Source organism: Chryseobacterium elymi (genome assembly GCF_003385495.1).
GTDB classification, from domain to species: Bacteria; Bacteroidota; Bacteroidia; order Flavobacteriales; family Weeksellaceae; genus Chryseobacterium; species Chryseobacterium elymi.
In genome coordinates this window covers 85,735-105,413 of record NZ_QNUH01000010.1, presented here as the reverse complement: position 1 = coordinate 105,413, position 19,679 = coordinate 85,735, and the positions used below count along the sequence as shown (strand labels likewise).

Here is a 19,679-nt window from a genome sequence, read left to right as displayed (position 1 = left end):
CAATAGAAAAGTGCTGCAAAGATGGTCATATTTGGATTTGTAATTCTACTCCCTCTCCTAGTTGTAGAAAAACAAACAATCCTATTTGATAGTTCGAAAGGCTAAAAGAATATTAAAATTAAAAAATTAGTAAAAATGAAAAATTTGAAGAATATAAAAGGCGTTCAAAATTTGAGCAAAGAAAATCAAAAATTTATTACAGGAGGCTACTATTATGGTCCTTGTTGTAGATGGGATACCAATGGTAACTGTATCTGTCACAGAGGATTAGTTTTAGCGGGAGGGGGAACTTCTTCACCTTGTAATGTTGGACCGCATTGTAATGTATTTGAACCTACTGAAAAATAATCTTAATCAAAAATAATTATTATGAAAAATTTAAAAAACTTAAAAGGCGTTCGTGTTTTAGGAAATATAGAACAAAAAGAAATTTCTGGTGGAAGGATGATTGGTAGATTTTGCTGCCTGTATTGTCCAAATACAGGTTGCCATGCATGGGCGGCAAGCAGTACATCTCCTTGCCCAAGTACAATTGGATGTGGGGGACAATAAAAAAATACTAAAAAAAGCGGAATCCGAAAAGCTAAAGAGTAGGAAAATATTTAAAAATTTATAAAATGAAAAATTTAAAGAATTTAAAAGGTATTCAGAAATTGAACAGAAAAGATTTGAAAGAAATTATTGGAGGTCGTAAAAACGGCGGACTAGTTTGCTGTGAATGGTGTAATGATGGTTCTTGCAACGGTTGGAATTCTGGAAGCGGACCTTGTGCATTGGCAGTGGCTTGCTAATTAGTTCAAAACAAGATTATATAATTTTACTAAAAGGCGCAATTTAAATATACTAAAACAAACAATTCCAAATTTTTGGAATTGTTTGTTTTTACCTCAAGAAAGAGAATTATGATAAAATTAGTAGAAAAATACATTCATGACAATAAGTATTTCCCAAACAGTGAAGAGTTTAATGATTATTACAATTCTCATCCGGATTATCCCAGTTTATATGCGGTAACGGATACTTTGGATTTTTTTAATATCGAAAACCTCGCAGCCAAAGTCCCCATAGATCAATTTGATAATCTTCCAGAAAAATTCATGACCCTGTTTAGTACCGAAAAAGGCGAAGAATTTATCTATATTACTTCAAAAAAGGATGCTTCTATTACCTATCTGAATGAAGAAAACAAAACCACCACAATCACTAAAAACCAGTTTCTATCCAATTGGAGAGAAATTATTGTAGCTATTGATGAAAATGAAAATCCTATTGAAAGTAAAATTTCAAGCCAGAATAAATTCCAATGGACTGTCATTTTTATTATCGCATTGGGATTAACTGTTTTTACAAGTTTATTTATAGGTTTCTCTTGGGTTTCCCTAGCATATTCTATTTTATCATTACTTGGTTTAGGTTTAACGATCTTGATACTTCAAGAAAATTTTGGATTAAGCAATCAAATCACTTCCAAAATATGTGGTGTAACCCAAACCGACAAGGGCGGATGTTATGATGTATTATCTTCCGAAGGTGCTAAAATGTATAAAGATTATACTCTTTCCGATGCTTGTTTGGCATTATTTGGAACCTTTTCAATACTTAGTATCTTCAGTATTGGAAATTTACTATATCTACAAATAATCAGTATTTTTTTTATTCCTGCTATATTATATTCCATTTGGTACCAAAAATTTAAAGTAAAAAAATGGTGTCCGTTATGTTTAGGAATCTCCATTGTATTGATTGGAATAATCATAATTTCTTTTTTACATTACGATTTCAGTAGCATAAAAAAAACACTTATTTCTCTACTCTATTTCACTCTTTCGTTTGCTTTTACAACAGCAGTTTGGGTAAGTCTAAAGCCCCTAATAAAAGGATATTTTGAGTTAAAAAAATCAGATAGAGACTATAAACGTTTCAAACGAAACGTAAATACCTTTAAAGCCATATTAGATACAACACAAAAGTTACCCATACAAGAACTAGAATCTTTACAAAAAATAGAAATAGGAAATTCAAGTTCAAATGTAGAGTTAGGGCTATTTTTAAGTCCATCTTGCGGGCATTGTCACAAAGCTTTTGAAGATGCATATCATTTATTTCAGAAATTTCCGAAAAAATTAAAACTATCCGTTTATTTTAACATTAATATTGAAAATGAGCAAAACCCTTATTCAAAAATTTATGAAATTATTGTAGAAAAATATCTTTCTGAAGGACAAGAAAAAGCCATAGAACTATTAAAAGACTGGCATATAAATAGAATATCCTTGGAAAATTTCAAAAAGAAGTATATCGTAGAGACCTCTGAGAAATCCCAATCCATGATTTTGTCCCATTTCAATTGGTGCAGAAATAATGATTTGAATTATACACCCATAAAGATTTTCCAACAAAAACTAATGCCTAATGACTATAATATTGAAGAGTTGAAATATTTTATAAATGAATATTTTGATAATGATAAAATGTAAAATACACTAAATGATGAATTTTATCACTATAAAAAGATCGCAATTTTACTAGGCTTTTATTTTAGTAAGGTTACATGAGAATGGAGTATGTATTTTATTGATAATAAGTGATCTGTGTTTGTTTTTTATGTCTTGATATTTATAAATATACAGTCGAAATTTGTAAATTACTAACCCTGTCATTATTTTTTTAAGTCAAAAATTCTAACATTTGTCTCAAAATTTCTTGCAAGAAACAGAAAAGACAAAACCTCCATTTTTTTAATGTTTGAGAAAAATTTAAAATAAAATTCACTATTTGAAAAAAACTATTGAAATCTGAACCCTAAAACAATCAATGGAGGAATACAGGGATGTTATGATTTAGCAAATGAAACAAAATTTTCCCTTATAGAGATGCATATTTAAGATGTAGTTCTAATGATCCTTGTGTAATCCAAGGTACATCATGTCTTAAAAATATTAAAACTTATAAACCTAAAAAAACATTATGAAAAAAAGTATTTTTCTTTTTTTGCTATTCTGTGCAATGCTTATAAATGCACAAAATACAATTGCTAAGTTTTTAATAGAAACAGGTACAACAACCAATTCTGTTAAATATACAAATCAGAGCTCTGATGTCCCATCAGGCGCAACGTATGAATGGGAATTTCCATCAGGTAACCCAATTACTTCTACAGATACCGCACCGCTAATTACCTATGCCGGTTTAGGTAATTATACTGCAACATTGAAGGTGAAAAATGCATCCGGAGAAATAATTTCTACAGTTACCAAAACATTTTCAATTTCGGAAAGAACAAAAATAGATTTGAGTACCGGAAGGAATGACGACGGAACATTAATGCCTATCACTAGTGTAGCAGATAATGATTGGAAGTATACAGATCCTAACGGATTGGTAAGTACACCAATAACCAGATATAAAGCTTCTGGTTGGTCTTATGCCCAATTGTTGCAAGGTGTACAAAATAGTGAATGGATAACAGGAAATAATGTGATTGCCGGAAATCATATTTATGAAAGTAAATCATTCATTATTCCTGAATCAGTATCGGATGCCAAACTAAGTCTCAGAGCCTTAACATTTCTTAGAAATTGGGTTTATTTGGTAAAAGAAAATCAGGATAATACGACTACTGAAAATCAAATAATTAGTACAGAGCTCATGTATGGAACGAAATGGTATGGTTGGCTCAACAGTTGGAATCCACCTGTCAACGAACTCCCAGTCAGCCCTGGTAAATATCATTTAAAAGTAGTTGGCTACACAAATAGTACGGCTCAAAGACAGGCTATAGATGTAAATGCTAATGTGGTTTACGGAACAGGCATTGTAGAAAACCCTTCAGTAGAGTTTACAACAAATAGTTCTTCACTATGTATAGGAAACCCCGTTACTTTCACCACATCCACACAAGGGAATTTATATAACTGGACTTTTACCAATGGAGCAACCACGCTAAATTCAACGAACCAAAATCCGGTAATTAATTTTACTGTTCCCGGAAAATATGATGCAACACTTCAGGTTACTTATCCAAATGGACAAATTTCCACGCTATCTATCTCAGACTATCTAGATGTGCAAAATTGTGATAATACAAGAGCTCCCAATAGTTATATTTTTACAGGAAAAGACAAAAGTGGAAATGATGTTGATGGATTATATATTCCTGTAAAAAAAGCATATGCGATGTGGGATAATGATGCATACATAGGAGGAGAACCTATTATAGCCGGTACTCAAAATGCATCTTTATATTGGGAAGATGTTTCCGGACTTGTAAAATCTGTAAACTTAGAAGGAAGCGGAGAAAATTCTAAAATTAAAATACTGATAGACAAAGCTAAAGGAAAAGGAAATGCCGTGATTGCTTTCAAGGTAAATGGAGAAATTAAATGGAGTTGGCATATATGGGTGACTGATGATCCTACCCATGGAAGTACTTACAGAAAAGGTTTTGAAAAAAATAAGAATGGACAATTAATTCCGGATAATCAATGGCAGTGGATGGATAGAAACCTCGGAGCCACAAATGCCTCATTTTTAGGCAATGACTGGAACAAATCAGCAGGTCTTATGTATCAATGGGGAAGAAAAGACCCTTTTCCGCCACTTCAGTACAAAGACGGAACAGGCTATGAGATATATGGTGAGATAGGGGAAAAACAATATGGAGATTTTAAAAAAATAGATGAAAACAATACTACCAATCCAATCGGTTGGGTATTCAGACCTTTCAACAGTGCAGGAAATCATAATGAAGTAGCACAAAATCTAAAATATGCTGTAAAAAACCCATTAAGAATGATTACGTTTTTGGGGAGCGCGGGGAGTACTAATAAAGAAACATGGTTTTCTGACAGCAGATTCAAAGTTGATGCTTCAGATGTTTTGCAAAGGGTTAATTTTGATTTGTGGGGAGACACCAGAAAAGGTTTCGCTTCTCGTGTAAACACAGGTGATGCAGCTCTTAAGCTAGACTCTGAAACCTATGAATTGAAGTCTGCATTTGATCCTTGTCCTAATGGCTGGAGAATACCTTCTCATTATGGCAGTTCCAATGGAGCATCTGGTGGAATGAACTTAAGCAGTCCTTGGGGAAGAGGAGGTGGAGGAAATGATGACATTTGGAATGACTATTCAACTACATTTTTCCTAAACAACAATAAAAACAAAAACTATCAAAATATAGGTTCTCCAAGTTCGAACTTTACGATAGGAGGCTATGATGCAACCACTACCAATAACATGCTTCCAGATGTTAAAGTATATCCATCGCTTGGATTTGATTTTAATGATCAGGCAAACAGGAATTTAGGATTTATGCCAATGCCTGGTGCTTATTGTTTTGTAGGACCTTATGAAGTGGGTGATTATGTGAACGAAACACCACAATTAAAGTATTTTTTATCGCTTAACAGAGGAATTTTACATACTTCTACATTATCAACTTATAGTAGTAACGGAGAAATGGGTCTTTGGTTTAGAACAGATAATTATAAAACGGCACAAGAAGGAAATTTTATATTTGCAGTAGGACAAACAACCTCATTGAAAGGAGCCGAACCCTGCAGATGTATCAAAGATCCTAACCTTGAATTCATAGGAGATTTTGAAACAGAATATGTAGCGGCTACGAATTCTGTAGATTATGAATTATTGAAAGAATGGTCAAAAGATGCAAATAGCTACATTGTGATGACCAATGAAACTCAAAATCAAAAAATAAAAACAAGAAAAGCCTATGCGATGCATAAGTTAAAATTGTCAGGAGAAAATTTCGAGTTTCCAAGTAATTTATCTGTACATGCAGTTTGGACAACCAATGCGAATTTGATAAATAGTCTCACATTGACTAATACGACTATTGAAAATTCAGAGATAAACGTTAAGCTGAATGCAAATCAATTTGGAAATGCTGTAGTTGCACTTCACGCAGGAAATTCTAACGAAGATCCTATACTGTGGAGCTGGCACATTTGGGCACCAGAAACAAATCCGGAAGAGAACACTATAACCTATCAGACGGAAAGTGTTGTAAACCATCCGAATTCCCAAATCATCAATCATACAAAACACGCTGTAGTTCCACCATTAAAAACAATTTTTATGGATAGGAATTTAGGAGCAATTGATGTTTTACCTGTAGAAAACCCTACACAACAGGCTTATGAAAAGTCAATTGGGCTGCATTATCAATGGGGTAGAAAAGATCCAATACCTACATTTTTAGATCAAAGCAATATAATGATCAAAGGTTTAAGTAATACCTCTTCTCAATACAATACTTCATTTATAACCGATATTTCTCATTTCAATTCTATTTTTAATGATGCGGGGTTGAGACAAAACGAAAAAGACAGTAAGGTTATAAAATATACGGTTGAAAACCCCTTGAATTTCATTTACAATTCTTCCAAAAAAGATTGGATCAGCAATAAGCAAGGGATGAAAACTGACAGATGGGGGCATGCTACGGAAAAATCACCTTATGATCCTTGTCCTGAAGGATGGAGAGTTCCAGATACTTCATTAGTGTTTTTTAATTATTCATATGTTGGGAATGGCAGTACAAACCATATAGCCAATGACGGACGGAAAGGCTATTCTCCATGGTATTTGGGAGATGTACTAGATCCTAATAACAGCCAAGGAAGATATGGTATTAATCAATTTTCTGTAAACAATAATGATAATGCAGCCACCCATAGCTCATATTACAGAGGTAGTTATATAGGAAATGACTATGGATGGAGTTTTAATGATCCTTTATATAAACTTGGAACTTTTCCAAGAACAGGCATTAGAGGAGAATCTACGAGTGGTGTTTCAAATGATTTCCCCAAAACATTAGTCTGGACAGCAGCCTTAGATGATGATATGGTTGGTAAAGCTTTTGGGTTATCAATCCGTTGGAGTAAAATGCAGACAGGAGGACAGGCATCTCCAGCCTTAGGAGCATCTTGTCGTTGTGCCAAAGACGAAGCTCGTTATTCAGGATTACCTGCATCTGCCCAAAATAATGAAAAGAAACAAACAAATATTTTGAAAGAAAAGGAATCAATCAATCTAAAATTAGATGACATTAAATTATACCCCAATCCTGTTGATGATATTTTATATATTAATACAGAAAAAGAGATGAAATATAAAATCTATGATATGAGTGGGGTATTGGTAAAGTCAGGAAGGTTTGAAGATAATCGAATCAATATTTCTAATCTAAAAGAAGGTGTATATATAATTCAATTAAACAATGAAATAACATTCAAAATTATCAAACAATAAAAACTTTGATGTTATAGTATATTGACTAAATGTGAGGATATATTAAATATTTAAATAATAAGGCTGTTTCGTTATTAACTAAGCAGCCTTTTATTTATTGAATTTAAGCACCCATCATTAATTAGTTATTCCTTGGAAATCAAATAATATTTTGATTTTCAATTTAATAATGAGCACTATTGACGGGATTTTAAAAGCCACTGAGGGGTAAAAATAATAACATTTAAACTGTGCTATAACAATAGATTCACTACAAATTAAGAGGGTTTTCTTGGCCATCTTCCTCTTTTACATGAAGTTTTACGATTTTACCTCTTAATGGATAATCATCCACAATGATTTCAGGTGAAAAACCTTTGGACTCTAATAATCTATCTTTTAATTCCTCAGGAATGCTGCTTTTTTCTTCAAAATAAATATGAAGTTCAGCATTATGCTCTTGTGCTTTGATGATATCAAAGTGCTTATACTATAAAAGTCCTGTTAATACCAGAACAATCGTGCATACTTCTTGAAAAGGTTTATCATTATTATTATTATTATTATTATTATTAAGATTTGCTTTACAGTACCAATCTAAATACTATTAAACATAGGCCAGCTATCCTAAATCCGATTGTGAGAGGTTTAATATTCTACGTTTTAGTTTTCCTTTCATTCAATGCATCTGCCATTGAGCGTAACGATAACTTTGACAGATCCATATCCCATAGAGTCTCATTTTCATTAATTATCCATAGTGTTCTGTCATTCAGATCAAATTCTTCAAAAAAACAATAGTAAAGCATTCTTGGAAGTCTTTTTTTAAATCGTCCTTCATTCGTACGAAGATTAAAATAAAGATAAGGAGAATCTGTTTTTTTTAATTTCAGAGATAGAATCTGTTCCTCTTCATAAAATTCAACACCAGATCTCCATCCAATCAGACGTTTTACCCTGCCTTTATTAGATATAACATATTTACCTTCAAAGCCGGGTAACGGCCTCCAAGATTCATCCGGTAAATCTCTTAAATTTAAATCGAAAACGGCTGGAGGACTCTTCTTATTAATCCGGGGTTTATCCAGTTTTTCCCAAAGAGAATTGTTGAATACTTCTTTGGAATTAAGTACGGTCCTAAGCTTAGTAGCATACAGTTTATTTCTTTCAGTAAGGATGTTAGTAACAGACTGTAAGGTCAATTTCGAAATATCTAAATCCCATTGTGGGTCATTTTTGTTGACGATCACCAGATGTCTGTCTTTAAGATCAAATTCTTCTATAAAACAATAATAAAGTATTCGAGTAATTGCTATATTATAGCTTTTTCCATTACAACTTAACTTAGTATAAAGAAAATATTTTTCACTATCAGACTTTTTTACAAGGAGCGAGATAATATGCTCTTTCCAAAAAGTTTGACTTACATTCTGTGTCCAGGTGTTTAACCGTTTTACTCTTCCTTTATTGGAAATGTTAAAATATTCTTCGAGACCTGGAAACGGCTTCCATCTTTCACCGGGAAGATTTTTCAGCGATAAATTCATGCAGGCTGGTGGATTGCTTTCATCAATAAGCGGCTGTCCGAGCCTTTTCCAAAGTATTGTATTGAGTATCTTTTCCGGTTTACTTTTTCTCTCCGGTATGAAATCTTCTTTAGTAGGCTTATATCCTTTCTCAAACCATAAAAATCTTCCTGTGGTAATTTTTTTTTTATTGAGTACTGATAGAATATGAGGGGGATAAATTCCAAGAATTTCACTTGCTGCATAAATATTTTCATAAGTAGCCACAAAATCACCATGAACCGTATATTGGCTTACTGCCTGCTGATAGTTCCCTTTCTTTCCTCTACCAGCGCTCAGTGATTTACTATGCAACTTACTTACAGTTAGCTTTTCCAGGTTGCTAAAATGTACATTAAACCGATTATCATCTTTAAAAGATATAAGAAATGAATGGTCATCCATATCAAATTTTTCAACAAAATGATAGTACACCAACCGCGCTACTGATTTTCCATATGATTTCCCTTCAATAGAAAGGTTGCATCTCACATTATAAAAATGGGCATTTAGATATTTATTAAAATATTTCAAAGCTTGTAGTTTCATAATCCTATCTAATATTTTCTGCTTTCCTCCCTGGGGATTTGGAACCCAGCGTTCCAGACTTTTCACCCTTCCATAATTTGAAATACTGTAATTTTCAAAACCTTCTATCAGTTTCCACTCTTCACCCGGAAGATCTTCCAAGGAAAGATTGGAAAGAACTGTTTCTATATATTTATCTCCTAATTCAGTAGGTAATTTCATTAATTGGAAATTTTTATTGGAAATTATTTTGATATAATTCAAAAACTAATTTAACACGAAATTTTATAAGATCAAAATATCTTTAGGTACATAATAGAATATGATAAGATACTGATGGTAAATATCACATAGGGGGCCAAATTTGCATATGAATTTATTGACATGCCGATAGAGCGAGACAGGCTTATGTTTTATGTTCTGCTTCTCAAAAAGCTACAGAAGCTTAATAGGCTTTAATCAATACGATGCTTCATTAAATTGATACTTATTCATACCTGAAAATTATTCTATATTGAACCTGTTTAAACTTAGAGTTTCCAAAAAATTAGCAATTTAGAGTTGCAAAAAAAGAACTAAAATCTGGAACTCATAAGCAAAGATAAACTGGAAAAATGGATTTTACCTTATTTAAACAAAGGCAAACGAGGGTTTTCTATGAGATTTGATTAGGAAAAATCTTTAAACTCATTATTAAACGATTGAAAGCAGATTGCCAATGGCGCGAATTAAGTCTCAAAGAATATTTTTTCAAAAGAAACAATAAGCTGGCAATTGATTTATTATTATTTCAATAAATGATGTAAAGACGGTTCTTTCAAAAGAATTTGGATTTCTCTTTTGCAGAACAATAAAAAAAATTGGATCTTTCCAGCGTTCAATTGGATGGAAATCATATCCGTAGCAGGACAGGGGGGAATCGATAGGATATCAGGGAAGAAAATGATCCAAGATCAGTAATTGTATTTTCCTTTGTGATAACCAAGGGTAAATGCTTTCAATGAGAATTCAATAAGCGGATAGGATCATGATTTATGTAATATTAAAGAAAATTTAGATGAGATTTTCGGCCTTCTAAATGATGCAGATATAGAGTATAAAGGATTATTTCTTAATGCAGACTCTGATTTTAGGAATCTACATTATCTGGCTTTTTCTATTTTTGTTTCTCAGGAAAATAAAAGTTTAAACAAGTTTATAGTTACGAAATCAAGGAAAATAGATAAATATGCTTAATACCGTTTTTTTACGGTATTTTTTATAATGTCTTTTGAGATTCAAATTAAGGTCTGATATTTGCAATGGGTAACCAAACTAAATGACCTGTTTTATTTATGAAAAACATATCTGTGAAAAAATCATTTTTATACGCCCTGTTTTGCGCAGCAATGCTGATTTCTTGTAAGAAAGAAATCGAAAAATTAAGCGATACTTTTAAAGATACGGTTTCTTCGTCAGAAATTTCTGCTGTAGAAAAAGATTCTATTAAGAAAGATTCTGTAGTGAAAAAAGAGTCTGTACCGCCGGCAATGCAGGAAAACGGTTTTTATAATGCCCTTGTTCTTCCTAAAGATAAAAAGCTAAGAGATTCCATCTATGCAGAATTCAGTAAAAAATACAGTGAGAAGGAACGTTATGCAATTCTGGCATTAAATAGGCTTGATTCTAAAAATAAATGGAACGCCGATACATTGGTAGTTCCTGCAAAAATAGACACAACGCTCATGGAGTACTCACCTTTTCCAATGCAGATTGATATACTGAGCGGGGTGAAAAAATTCGTCATCTTTTCCTATCCTATACAGGCTTACGGGGTTTATTCCAATGGCAGCCTTGTTAAATGGGGACCAACAAGCATGGGAAAAAAAGCTGCGCAGACAACGCGTGGACTTACTTTTACCAACTGGAAAAAGAAACTTTCCATTTCAACGGTAAGCAGTGAATGGAAGCTTCCTTATAACTTTAATATTCATAATATCGGAGGTATTGGATGGCATCAGTATGATCTTCCCGGTTATCCGGCATCACATTCATGTTTGCGTTTATTGATGAAGGATGCACAGTGGCTGTATTCTTATGCAGATACCTGGATTCTGAATCCCGGAGGTGCTACAACCAAAGCAAAAGGAACACCTGTGATGGTATTCGGAGATTACAAATGGGGTGGAAGAAAACCATGGAGAAAGCTTTTGGATGATCCCAATGCCAATAATATTTCAGTGGAAGAAATGACCAAGCTTTTGGAGCCCCATATTGATAAAATGATCAAGGAACAGGACAACAGGGAAAAAGTAGCTGACTCCATCAAAACAGCTAAAGCTATGGCGGTTCCAATCCAGGATGAAAAACCTGTAGAAGTTCCTGCTAATTAATTTTCTTTTCAAACTGTGAAGTAGATTCTTCAGCAAACTTTCTAAGCTTAAGCATCTCTTCTTTACCTTTGTACTGTCCGAATCTGGCCGCTGCATAGGTAAGAAAGATACAGAACAACATAACAAATGAAGCGCTCAGAGCCCACGGGAACTCAGCGCTTTTTATTTGATTTTCCACGTAATACATGGTGAAAAAAGTCATCCACATGATAGAAAAGAAAAAATAAAGGAACATAAAAAAAGTCCACACCGCAGAGCTGGGACCAAATACTCCCCGTATAACAGTCTCATCATCTTCAATTTCTATCCGTAAAGACAGTCTGGGTTTCCAGTAATTGTCATATTCAGTTTCAACGCAGATCGTGGCCATTTCCTTGTTGATATTTCCGGAAAATTCATCCTTATGGTCTGCAAGGTATTTTTTCAGGTTCTCCGCATATTCTTCTTTGGTAAGATGCGTAAACATCTTGAATCTTGGGCGGGTTCTTATTTTGTCTATTGTGCTTTCTTCGGTTTTCATATTTTAATCTTGATAGGGTATAGGGTCTTCTAACACAAAACTAAATGTCATTTCCTTATTCTTTCTCTGGATCACCATTGTGATATTTCTTCCTTCATCAGATTTCATAAGCTCCATGATCTTTTCCATGGTCATATCGGAAGTCCGGCTCCCGTTAATGGTGATGATGCGGTCATCTTTTTTCAGTCCTGCAATAAATGCCGGAGAATCTTTTCTTACTCCTGCAACAGAAAAAATAGGTTTCAATGTAAATTTATACTGGAAGTTATTTCCCATTGAAATTTCAGTGCCGGAAGAAGCTTCCGATAATTGTTTAGGTTCTATTTTCACCCGGTCTTCCTGCCATTCCAGCCCATCCTGCTTAAAGTCCAGTCCGCTCATATTAAAATGAAAAGGATCATTAAAGTTCCTGTTTTTTTTCAGATATAATTTTCCGTCTGTATAATCGAAAACGACCGAAAATCTACGCATTATTTCTCCCCCGACAGATCCCTTTCTATCCTTTACCAGATTCACATGCTGGATAGAATATTCATCAGGCATTGCTGTGAGCGGCTTTTCAAACTTGAAATTCCCGAGATAAAAATTATGGATACGGCTTCTTTTACCGTAAATATCTCCATTGAACCCGCGGCCCAGATAATCATCAATATTTGGCCTGTTGTACACAAAATCTTTGATAAGGGTCGGAAAAAGCCATATAGCATCACTGTTGCCAAGATCTATAAGCAGTTTCGAGCTTTTCTTTTCCCTTGTCATTTCTACATCAGCATTAATGTAAGGTTTGTCTTTTTCCACACTCATGGGAAGCTCGTCAAACTTTCGGACCTTCTTTTTGAACGCATTGGAATCCTGGTAGACCGTTATTTTTTTTGAGGTGTAATCAATCGAAATAGGATGGTTCTTAAAAAAATGATACCCGATAACCCCGTTCACTGGAATTCCGATATGAGATGAAATATTGAACTCTTCATCAATGACAATAAATAGAAGCATGGAAGAATTGATAATATGATCACCTATTTTTGCAATATTACGATCGGATTTAAAACCGTCTATGCTTACATTTCCTCCAAGCCCAGAAAATTTGATCTTCTCAATATTCTCCAGCTTAATCTCTTTATTCTCTAGACTGAAAAGAATCGTTTCCGCTACTCCCGTATCAAGCATAAAGGTAAGCTCGGCACCATTAACATTGATAGGGATGAAAATAAGATTATTGATAAGCTTAAAAGGAATGACAGCTTTTTTAACGTTAACCAGTTCAAAAGAATTTTGCGCACCTATAAAAATGCTGAAGAATAATGTCAGTAAAAAAAACAAAAGTTTCATTTACTGAATTTACTGAAATTATCCTTACTATCAATAAAAAAACATTCCAAAAACAGGAATGTTTGTATAAACTGCAATGAAGCGGTGGTGTTGATTGAAAATTATTTTACATGGACTGATGTTATTTTGAGAAAAAATCCATCAGATCCATATAGTTTTTCTGATTCACACCGTGCCCGCTCATATACTCTCTGAACGTAAAATAACAGCTCAGGTCATACAGAAGATCTGCCGCTTTTCTTCCCCATTCCATCGGGATAACGGCATCATCTGTTCCGTGTGATACAAAGAAACGGAGTCTTTCCAGCTTCTTTTTGTCTTTCACAATACCGTCCAGAAGCTTTTCCTCAGGATAACTGCTTAAGCAAGCCACATAATTGAACAGATCGGGGTGCTTTAAGGCTAAAGCATAACAGAGTATTCCGCCCTGGCTAAAGCCGCACAAATGTACCTTACCTTCAATAAGACCGTAATGATTCACAATTTTCAGAATATTTTCTAGCACTGCATCTAAAGATTCCTTAGCCTGGGAAATGTCAATGAAATTTTCAGGATTGTTAAAATCAATATCAAACCAGGAATATCCCTCAAACTGGGTATTTCTGGGTGCCCTGAAGCTTACAATAAGCCAGTCGACGGGAAGAGTTTCCCTAAAGCTGAAAAGATCCTGCTCATTACTGCCATAGCCATGTAGCATGAAAAGGACGGTAGTATTTGGAGTGATATGTTCCGGTTCTCTTACTATATAATCTAAATTCATACAGCAAATATAATTAATAAATCATATTGTAAATTCAAAACTTAGGTTCCAGGTTTTGCACTTGATAACTTAGTTGAATACACGCTCAAATATAGGCTGCTACTGTAATTGTTCTTTTTATTGATTTGATATTATTTAGAAAACTTTATTGGAAATTTTTCATAAAAGTTATTTTTATATTAATAAAAAACTTATATTTGAAACATTAAAAATCTATTTGGAGAAATGAAGCAATTTTACAAATCAAAAAGTTTACTTAGACTTTCTTTTTTATTCGTTTTATTATTTTCGGTAATTACTGTAGTGAATTCTTGTAAAAAGGATGACGACGATGAAGAATTCAAAGATCATGTTGTCCAGTTTGAAGTAAAAACAACTGCCGGAGGAGTTATTAAAGCTATCGTAACACAGGTAGGAACATCTAAAACTGATATTTTCGATCCTGTAGGAACTGTTTGGACCAGCGGTGAATTCTTTGTAAATTCCAGCCAGGCTCAGTTAAATCTTGATGCCAAAGCCGATCTTCCGGATGCAGATTCTGAATTGGTTGTGAATCTTTGGATAGATGGCGAAATCGTAAGAACTGATAAGAAAGTAGGAGCGGGGCCTATGGTCGCTTCCATTGATTACAGCTTCTTAGAATTGTAAGATATTTACTTATTATAAATGATCAAACCGCTTTTAAGCGGTTTTTTTATTTACTGTTTTCAATCATATTTTGTTGGACAGCAAGGTTGATGAGTTCGGTAGAATTTTTTGCATGGAACTTCTGTAACAAATTTTTACGGTGGGTATCTACGGTAAGCGGACTCAGGAAAAGTTCATCTGCAATGATCATGCTGGTTTTACCTTCAGCTACCATTTGGAGAATCTGTTTTTCCCTTTTCGTCAGCCTTGGCACTTGTAAATCGTTTTGAGAAGGTTTGCTGATGATTTGCTTAGTTTCATTGCAGAAAACAATATTTCCGGAATAGGCACCCTGAATGCATACCACCAGTTCATCTATAGAGGTGTTTTTAAGAATATAACCGCTGGCACCGTTTTGTATAGACTGCATGATAATACTTCTTTCAGAACGGTTACTGAACATGATTACTGAAGTATCCGGCGATATTTTCTTTATTTCCCGGCAAAGCTCTGTACCATTGGCATCAGGTAATGTAATATCCAAAAGGATAATATCTACTTTATGATTCATAATACAATCAATCATTTCCGAGCCCGAAGCAAAACTTTTGGAAACAATGAACCCAAGCTGGCTGTTAAGCATCATTTTTAACCCTTCTATCACAATGGGGTGGTCGTCTACAATGACGATATTTATTTTTTTATTCTCCATCCGTGTTAAGTTCAATATTAATCGTTGTACCCTGGCTGTCGGAACCTACCTCCATTTTACCCTTCAGATAATTCACCCTGTTTTTTAAGTTTCGGAGCCCCATACTTTTTGTCGTCTGCTCAATTTTTTGATCAAACCCCTTTCCATTGTCTTCAATGGTAATCATAAAGCGTTCTTCGGACTGGGAACACTGAAGCAGAATACTGCTGGCCTCAGCGTGTTTTAGGGCGTTTGCCAATAACTCCTGTACAATTCTGTAAATATTAAGCTGAATATTTAGAGGTAGATCTTTCTTAATGTTAATAGATTGAAAATCAATGTTTAAATCTTTTCTGGAGTAAAATTCACAAAGATCATTTAAGGCTGTTTCCAAGCCGAAATTAAGAAGTGATTCAGGCATTAAGTTTCTTGCTATGTGGCGGAGTTCACCTACAGATTGGTCCAATTGTCCCAAAATCGTATAAAAGTCTTTATCTTTTTCAGGGTGTAAATGGCTGGATGACCATGTAGAAAAATTAATTTTAACGCCGGCAAGCATTCCGCCTAAACCATCGTGAAGGTCTCTGGCAATACGCTCTCTTTCCCTTTCTTCACCATCAAGAATAGCTTTGGTAAGAGACAGTTCTTCCTTCTGTTTAATGTCGTTTATTCTTTGTTCAGAGATTTTTTTATTCTTTCTGAACAGGATAAAAAGGAAAACCAACAGACTTAACGCCAGTAATAAGATAAGGCTCAGTCCCCATAAATAAGAGTTCTTCTTATTCATTTCCAGATCTTTCTGATTCTTTTCGGCGTTCAGCGTCGCTATTTTTCTTTCTTTTTCAGCAGTATTGAATTTTGCTTCAATTTTGTTAATCTCAAGTCTTACATTTTCACTGCTCAGGCTGTCATTGAGTTTAGAATATCTCTGCTCCCACATCAAAGCTTCTTTAGCATTTCCCATTTCTTCATTCAATGCTGAAAGTTGTTTATAGATGGTTTTTCTGTTATTAAGATCAAGAACAAGAGATTTTTCTGTTAAAATATCTTCCAGAACATTTTTAGCTTCCTCATACCTTTTTAGTTTCTTTAAAATATCATACTTGTTAAAATAGAACATTTGTGCCTGAAGATTCTGATTAAATTTTTTGGTATAATAAAGCCCTTTTTCAATCATGGATAATGCCTCTGAATTTTCCTGCTTGGTAATATAGTAAAGTGTTTTACCATAATAATAAAACGAGTTGGATGACGATTCAGGATAAGGCGTAATTAATTTTTCAGCTTTGTCCAGAAACTTTTTAGCTTCATTTCCTTTGGCCTGGTAGCAGAAATTGCTTGCGGAATTTAAGTAGGTATAAAATAATTCAGCAGAGCCGGGATAGTTCTTCTCAAGAATTTCTAAAGCTTTATTATTGTAGTTACCGGCCTTTTCAAACTGTGCATTGTACGTAAGGATGATCGCAAGCTGAGTGTATGCAAATCCCAAGTTTCTGCTGTTTCCATATTTTTTAATCAATGGAATACATTTTTCAACGACGGTCTTTACTAAAAAAGGGTAGCCTTCCTTATCTTTTTGCGTCACCCCATAGCTATACCAGGCCAAAGACTGATAGAAATCAGATTGCCTGGTTTTTAATTCTGATAATGCCTTAATGGCCTTTTGATAGGAACGGGCTGCCTTTTCTTTATTCCGGTCAAGATTGTATTGTCCTTCGTAGTAATCATATTTAGCTGTAAGAAAAACATCATTTTTAATGAATGCTTTCCCGTTTGTCAGGTACTTTTTGCTTAAAAGAGAATCACTGTTTCTGTAATAATTTGATAGAAGAAAAAATGCTGTTGCTTTTGAAGTATTTGCTGCCGTCTTTGTAATATTCTGTAAGCTGTCTACATAAGATTTCTCATCAAGAGGGATAACCTGTGCCTGTAAAGTAAAAGACAATAATAAGCTTAATAGAATAAGTAATCTCTTCATTGGATCTGGATCTGTATATTTTTTTTAAAACTGCTCAATTTAATTAAAAATTTCAGCAAATAAAATACCTGATTTTAGGTAGAAAAAATTACACCTTTTTCAGGATTGATAAAGTTTGGCGACTCTAATAGCTTTGCAGGTATCAAATCACTGATCATAGAATATTAAATAATTAATTAAAAATTTAAACAAAAGATTATGAAAAGAATGAGAATGAGCCAGCTGCTTAAAGGTATGTTTGTAGTATTGCTGACCACCATGTTTATTGGGTTTGCAACATCTTGTAGTAGCGATGATGACGATGACAACGGTCCGGCAAAAAGCAGCCATAAAGTTGTTTTTAAAGCCATAGCTTCTTCAGGAAGTAATATTGAAGTAGCAGTATATGGAATTGATGGCAATCCAACCACAGCTTCAAGTCTTAGCGGAACAACATGGACAAGTCCGGAGGTGACATCAGAAGCAGGTGCTTATAATGCTAATGTTGCTGTAAATGCAATCGGAGCAGATGCTTCTTCTACGTTGAAGGTTCAGATCTGGGTAGATGGCGAGCTGAAAAAAGAAGGAACTTCCAGCGGACAATATTTATCTGCTTCTGCAAGTTATGTATTCTAAAAACTAAATAACTTCATAAATAAAATCGGCGCTGAGATCAATCTCAGCGCCGGTCTTCTTATTATAGGTAGTAGTAAATTAAATAACCTTTACAATGAAATAGCTTTTCTTACCCTTTTGAAGCAGTAAAAATTTCCCATCAATAAGGTCGCTTTCATTAGCGGTGTAAGTATCATTTACCTTTTCTTTATTGACGGAAATTGCATTTCCTTTGATCTCCCTTTGAGCCTCACTTTTAGACTTTAAGAATCCTGATTTCTCAGAAAGAAGATCAACAATACTTATTCCCAAAACATCAGCTTTTACAATTTCTTTTTGCGGAACACCATCAAAAACCTCAAGGAAAGTTTCTTCATCCAGGCTTACAAGATCTTCAGCTGTAGAACGGCCGAATAAAATTTCAGAAGCTTTTACTGCCTTTTCATATTCTTCTCTGCCGTGTACCCATACTGTTACTTCCTCAGCCAGTCTTTTTTGAAGTTTTCTTTCGTGAGCAGCCGTTTTGTGTTCTTCAATTAAAGCTTCAATTTCTTCCTTTCCAATGAATGTGTAGAATTTAATGAATCTTTCAGCATCTTCATCCGTAGCATTCAGCCAGAACTGGTAGAATTTGTACGGGGATGTTTTCTTTTTGTCCAGCCAGTAATTTTCTCCGCTTTCAGACTTTCCGAATTTAGAGCCATCAGCCTTAGTAATTAAAGGCACCGTTAATGCAAATGCTTCTCCCTGGGCCTTTCTGCGGATCAGTTCAGTACCTGTAGTGATATTTCCCCACTGATCGGAACCTCCCATCTGAAGTTTCACATTATTATTTTGGTACAGATGAAGGAAATCATATCCCTGGATAAGCTGGTAAGTGAATTCCGTAAAACTCATTCCGTCTGCACCGCTTTCCCCGGAAAATCTCTTTTTCACAGAATCTTTCGCCATCATATAGTTCACCGTAATATTTTTTCCCACATTTTTAGCAAAATCAAGGAAAGAAATATTCTTCATCCAGTCGTAATTGTTGACTAATTCTGCCTTATTAGGACCATTACCGTCAAAATCCAAAAATCTTGAAAGCTGGTTCTTTAAACAGTCAACATAATGAAGAAGAGTGGCTTCATCCAGCAGATTCCTTTCTGCAGATTTCCCTGAAGGATCTCCGATCATTCCTGTAGCACCTCCTACCAAAGCGATAGGTTTGTGTCCATGCTGCTGGAAATGCGCTAAAATTTTGATCTGGATAAGACTTCCGATATGCAAAGAATCAGCAGTCGGGTCAAAACCAATATATGCAGTAGTTACCTCTTTATTTAGTTGTTCATCGGTTCCTGGCATCATATCGGCAAAAAGACCACGCCATTTTAGTTCTTCTATAAAGGAATTCATCTATAATTTTCTTTAAAATTTTACGATGCAAAGATAGTAAATTCAGGAGTATAGAGAATAGAT

General features: G+C 34.3%; 16 protein-coding genes. 8 read left to right on the top strand and 8 right to left on the bottom strand.

Annotated elements, in window-relative coordinates; genetic code table 11:
* Window positions 1-135: 135 nt before the first annotated feature.
* The 5 genes from DRF60_RS21020 (at window position 136) to DRF60_RS13000 (ending at window position 7,275) form a co-directional block, all read left to right on the top strand.
* The gene (locus DRF60_RS21020; protein ID WP_123902684.1) at window positions 136-348 is read left to right on the top strand and encodes a hypothetical protein; all 213 of its coding nucleotides are present in this window, start codon (window positions 136-138) and stop codon (window positions 346-348) included.
* A gap of 21 nt (window positions 349-369) precedes the next feature.
* Window positions 370-552 carry a hypothetical protein gene (locus DRF60_RS21015; protein WP_123902683.1) on the top strand — a complete coding sequence of 61 codons (183 nt, stop codon included), beginning with the start codon at window positions 370-372 and terminating at the stop codon, window positions 550-552.
* 65 nt (window positions 553-617) lie between these two features.
* Window positions 618-791: a hypothetical protein gene (locus DRF60_RS21170; protein ID WP_157967963.1), complete on the top strand. Its 174-nt coding sequence runs from the start codon at window positions 618-620 to the stop codon at window positions 789-791.
* Between the two features lie 111 nt (window positions 792-902).
* The gene (locus tag DRF60_RS13005; protein ID WP_116012462.1) at window positions 903-2,477 is read left to right on the top strand and encodes a vitamin K epoxide reductase family protein; all 1,575 of its coding nucleotides are present in this window, start codon (window positions 903-905) and stop codon (window positions 2,475-2,477) included.
* A 490-nt stretch (window positions 2,478-2,967) separates the two neighbouring features.
* On the top strand, window positions 2,968-7,275 hold the full coding sequence (locus DRF60_RS13000; protein WP_116012461.1) for a PKD domain-containing protein: 4,308 nt from the start codon (window positions 2,968-2,970) through the stop codon (window positions 7,273-7,275).
* 250 nt (window positions 7,276-7,525) lie between these two features.
* Here the strand turns inward: DRF60_RS13000 and DRF60_RS21950 are convergent, their stop codons facing one another.
* Complete coding sequence (locus tag DRF60_RS21950) at window positions 7,526-7,729, bottom strand: ISAon1 family transposase N-terminal region protein (protein WP_449384867.1); 204 nt, start codon at window positions 7,727-7,729, stop codon at window positions 7,526-7,528.
* Window positions 7,730-7,910: 181 nt separating this feature from the next.
* Window positions 7,911-9,569 (bottom strand): NUMOD4 domain-containing protein, encoded by a 1,659-nt coding sequence (locus tag DRF60_RS12995; protein WP_123902682.1) that lies wholly within the window; start codon window positions 9,567-9,569, stop codon window positions 7,911-7,913.
* Between the two features lie 1,112 nt (window positions 9,570-10,681).
* Between DRF60_RS12995 and DRF60_RS12990 the strand changes: the two genes are divergently transcribed.
* Window positions 10,682-11,719: a L,D-transpeptidase gene (locus tag DRF60_RS12990; protein WP_116012459.1), complete on the top strand. Its 1,038-nt coding sequence runs from the start codon at window positions 10,682-10,684 to the stop codon at window positions 11,717-11,719.
* On the opposite strand, the gene DRF60_RS12985 is transcribed toward DRF60_RS12990, so the two are convergent.
* From DRF60_RS12985 to DRF60_RS12975, 3 genes are all read right to left on the bottom strand, one after another.
* Window positions 11,712-12,239 carry a hypothetical protein gene (locus DRF60_RS12985; protein ID WP_116012458.1) on the bottom strand — a complete coding sequence of 176 codons (528 nt, stop codon included), beginning with the start codon at window positions 12,237-12,239 and terminating at the stop codon, window positions 11,712-11,714. The genes DRF60_RS12990 and DRF60_RS12985 overlap by 8 nt on opposite strands.
* 3 nt (window positions 12,240-12,242) lie before the next feature.
* The gene (locus DRF60_RS12980; protein WP_116012457.1) at window positions 12,243-13,571 is read right to left on the bottom strand and encodes a PDZ domain-containing protein; all 1,329 of its coding nucleotides are present in this window, start codon (window positions 13,569-13,571) and stop codon (window positions 12,243-12,245) included.
* 121 nt (window positions 13,572-13,692) lie between these two features.
* Entirely contained in the window at window positions 13,693-14,331 is a 639-nt protein-coding gene (locus DRF60_RS12975) for an alpha/beta hydrolase (RefSeq protein ID WP_116012456.1), read from the bottom strand.
* Between the two features lie 225 nt (window positions 14,332-14,556).
* Between DRF60_RS12975 and DRF60_RS12970 the strand changes: the two genes are divergently transcribed.
* The gene (locus tag DRF60_RS12970) at window positions 14,557-14,979 is read left to right on the top strand and encodes a hypothetical protein (RefSeq protein ID WP_116012455.1); all 423 of its coding nucleotides are present in this window, start codon (window positions 14,557-14,559) and stop codon (window positions 14,977-14,979) included.
* A gap of 46 nt (window positions 14,980-15,025) precedes the next feature.
* Here the strand turns inward: DRF60_RS12970 and DRF60_RS12965 are convergent, their stop codons facing one another.
* On the bottom strand, window positions 15,026-15,670 hold the full coding sequence (locus tag DRF60_RS12965) for a response regulator transcription factor (RefSeq protein ID WP_116012454.1): 645 nt from the start codon (window positions 15,668-15,670) through the stop codon (window positions 15,026-15,028).
* Complete coding sequence (locus DRF60_RS12960) at window positions 15,660-17,627, bottom strand: tetratricopeptide repeat-containing sensor histidine kinase (protein WP_116012453.1); 1,968 nt, start codon at window positions 17,625-17,627, stop codon at window positions 15,660-15,662. Before DRF60_RS12960 ends, DRF60_RS12965 begins: the two co-directional genes overlap by 11 nt.
* A 198-nt stretch (window positions 17,628-17,825) precedes the next feature.
* On the opposite strand from DRF60_RS12960, the gene DRF60_RS12955 reads away from it, so the two are divergent.
* Window positions 17,826-18,242: a hypothetical protein gene (locus tag DRF60_RS12955; RefSeq protein ID WP_116012452.1), complete on the top strand. Its 417-nt coding sequence runs from the start codon at window positions 17,826-17,828 to the stop codon at window positions 18,240-18,242.
* A 78-nt stretch (window positions 18,243-18,320) separates the two neighbouring features.
* Here the strand turns inward: DRF60_RS12955 and tyrS are convergent, their stop codons facing one another.
* Window positions 18,321-19,616, bottom strand: coding sequence for a tyrosine--tRNA ligase (gene tyrS / locus DRF60_RS12950; RefSeq protein ID WP_116012451.1), 1,296 nt, complete (start codon window positions 19,614-19,616; stop codon window positions 18,321-18,323).
* Between the last annotated feature and the right edge of the window lie 63 nt (window positions 19,617-19,679).

Coding starts and splice junctions, on each gene's coding strand:
- DRF60_RS21020 (WP_123902684.1), top strand. CDS start 136: ATGAAAAATTTGAAGAATATAAAAGGCGTTCAAAATTTGAGCAAAGAA.
- DRF60_RS21015 (WP_123902683.1), top strand. CDS start 370: ATGAAAAATTTAAAAAACTTAAAAGGCGTTCGTGTTTTAGGAAATATA.
- DRF60_RS21170 (WP_157967963.1), top strand. CDS start 618: ATGAAAAATTTAAAGAATTTAAAAGGTATTCAGAAATTGAACAGAAAA.
- DRF60_RS13005 (WP_116012462.1), top strand. CDS start 903: ATGATAAAATTAGTAGAAAAATACATTCATGACAATAAGTATTTCCCA.
- DRF60_RS13000 (WP_116012461.1), top strand. CDS start 2,968: ATGAAAAAAAGTATTTTTCTTTTTTTGCTATTCTGTGCAATGCTTATA.
- DRF60_RS12995 (WP_123902682.1), bottom strand. CDS start 9,569: ATGAAATTACCTACTGAATTAGGAGATAAATATATAGAAACAGTTCTT.
- DRF60_RS12990 (WP_116012459.1), top strand. CDS start 10,682: ATGAAAAACATATCTGTGAAAAAATCATTTTTATACGCCCTGTTTTGC.
- DRF60_RS12985 (WP_116012458.1), bottom strand. CDS start 12,239: ATGAAAACCGAAGAAAGCACAATAGACAAAATAAGAACCCGCCCAAGA.
- DRF60_RS12980 (WP_116012457.1), bottom strand. CDS start 13,571: ATGAAACTTTTGTTTTTTTTACTGACATTATTCTTCAGCATTTTTATA.
- DRF60_RS12975 (WP_116012456.1), bottom strand. CDS start 14,331: ATGAATTTAGATTATATAGTAAGAGAACCGGAACATATCACTCCAAAT.
- DRF60_RS12970 (WP_116012455.1), top strand. CDS start 14,557: ATGAAGCAATTTTACAAATCAAAAAGTTTACTTAGACTTTCTTTTTTA.
- DRF60_RS12965 (WP_116012454.1), bottom strand. CDS start 15,670: ATGGAGAATAAAAAAATAAATATCGTCATTGTAGACGACCACCCCATT.
- DRF60_RS12960 (WP_116012453.1), bottom strand. CDS start 17,627: ATGAAGAGATTACTTATTCTATTAAGCTTATTATTGTCTTTTACTTTA.
- DRF60_RS12955 (WP_116012452.1), top strand. CDS start 17,826: ATGAAAAGAATGAGAATGAGCCAGCTGCTTAAAGGTATGTTTGTAGTA.
- tyrS (WP_116012451.1), bottom strand. CDS start 19,616: ATGAATTCCTTTATAGAAGAACTAAAATGGCGTGGTCTTTTTGCCGAT.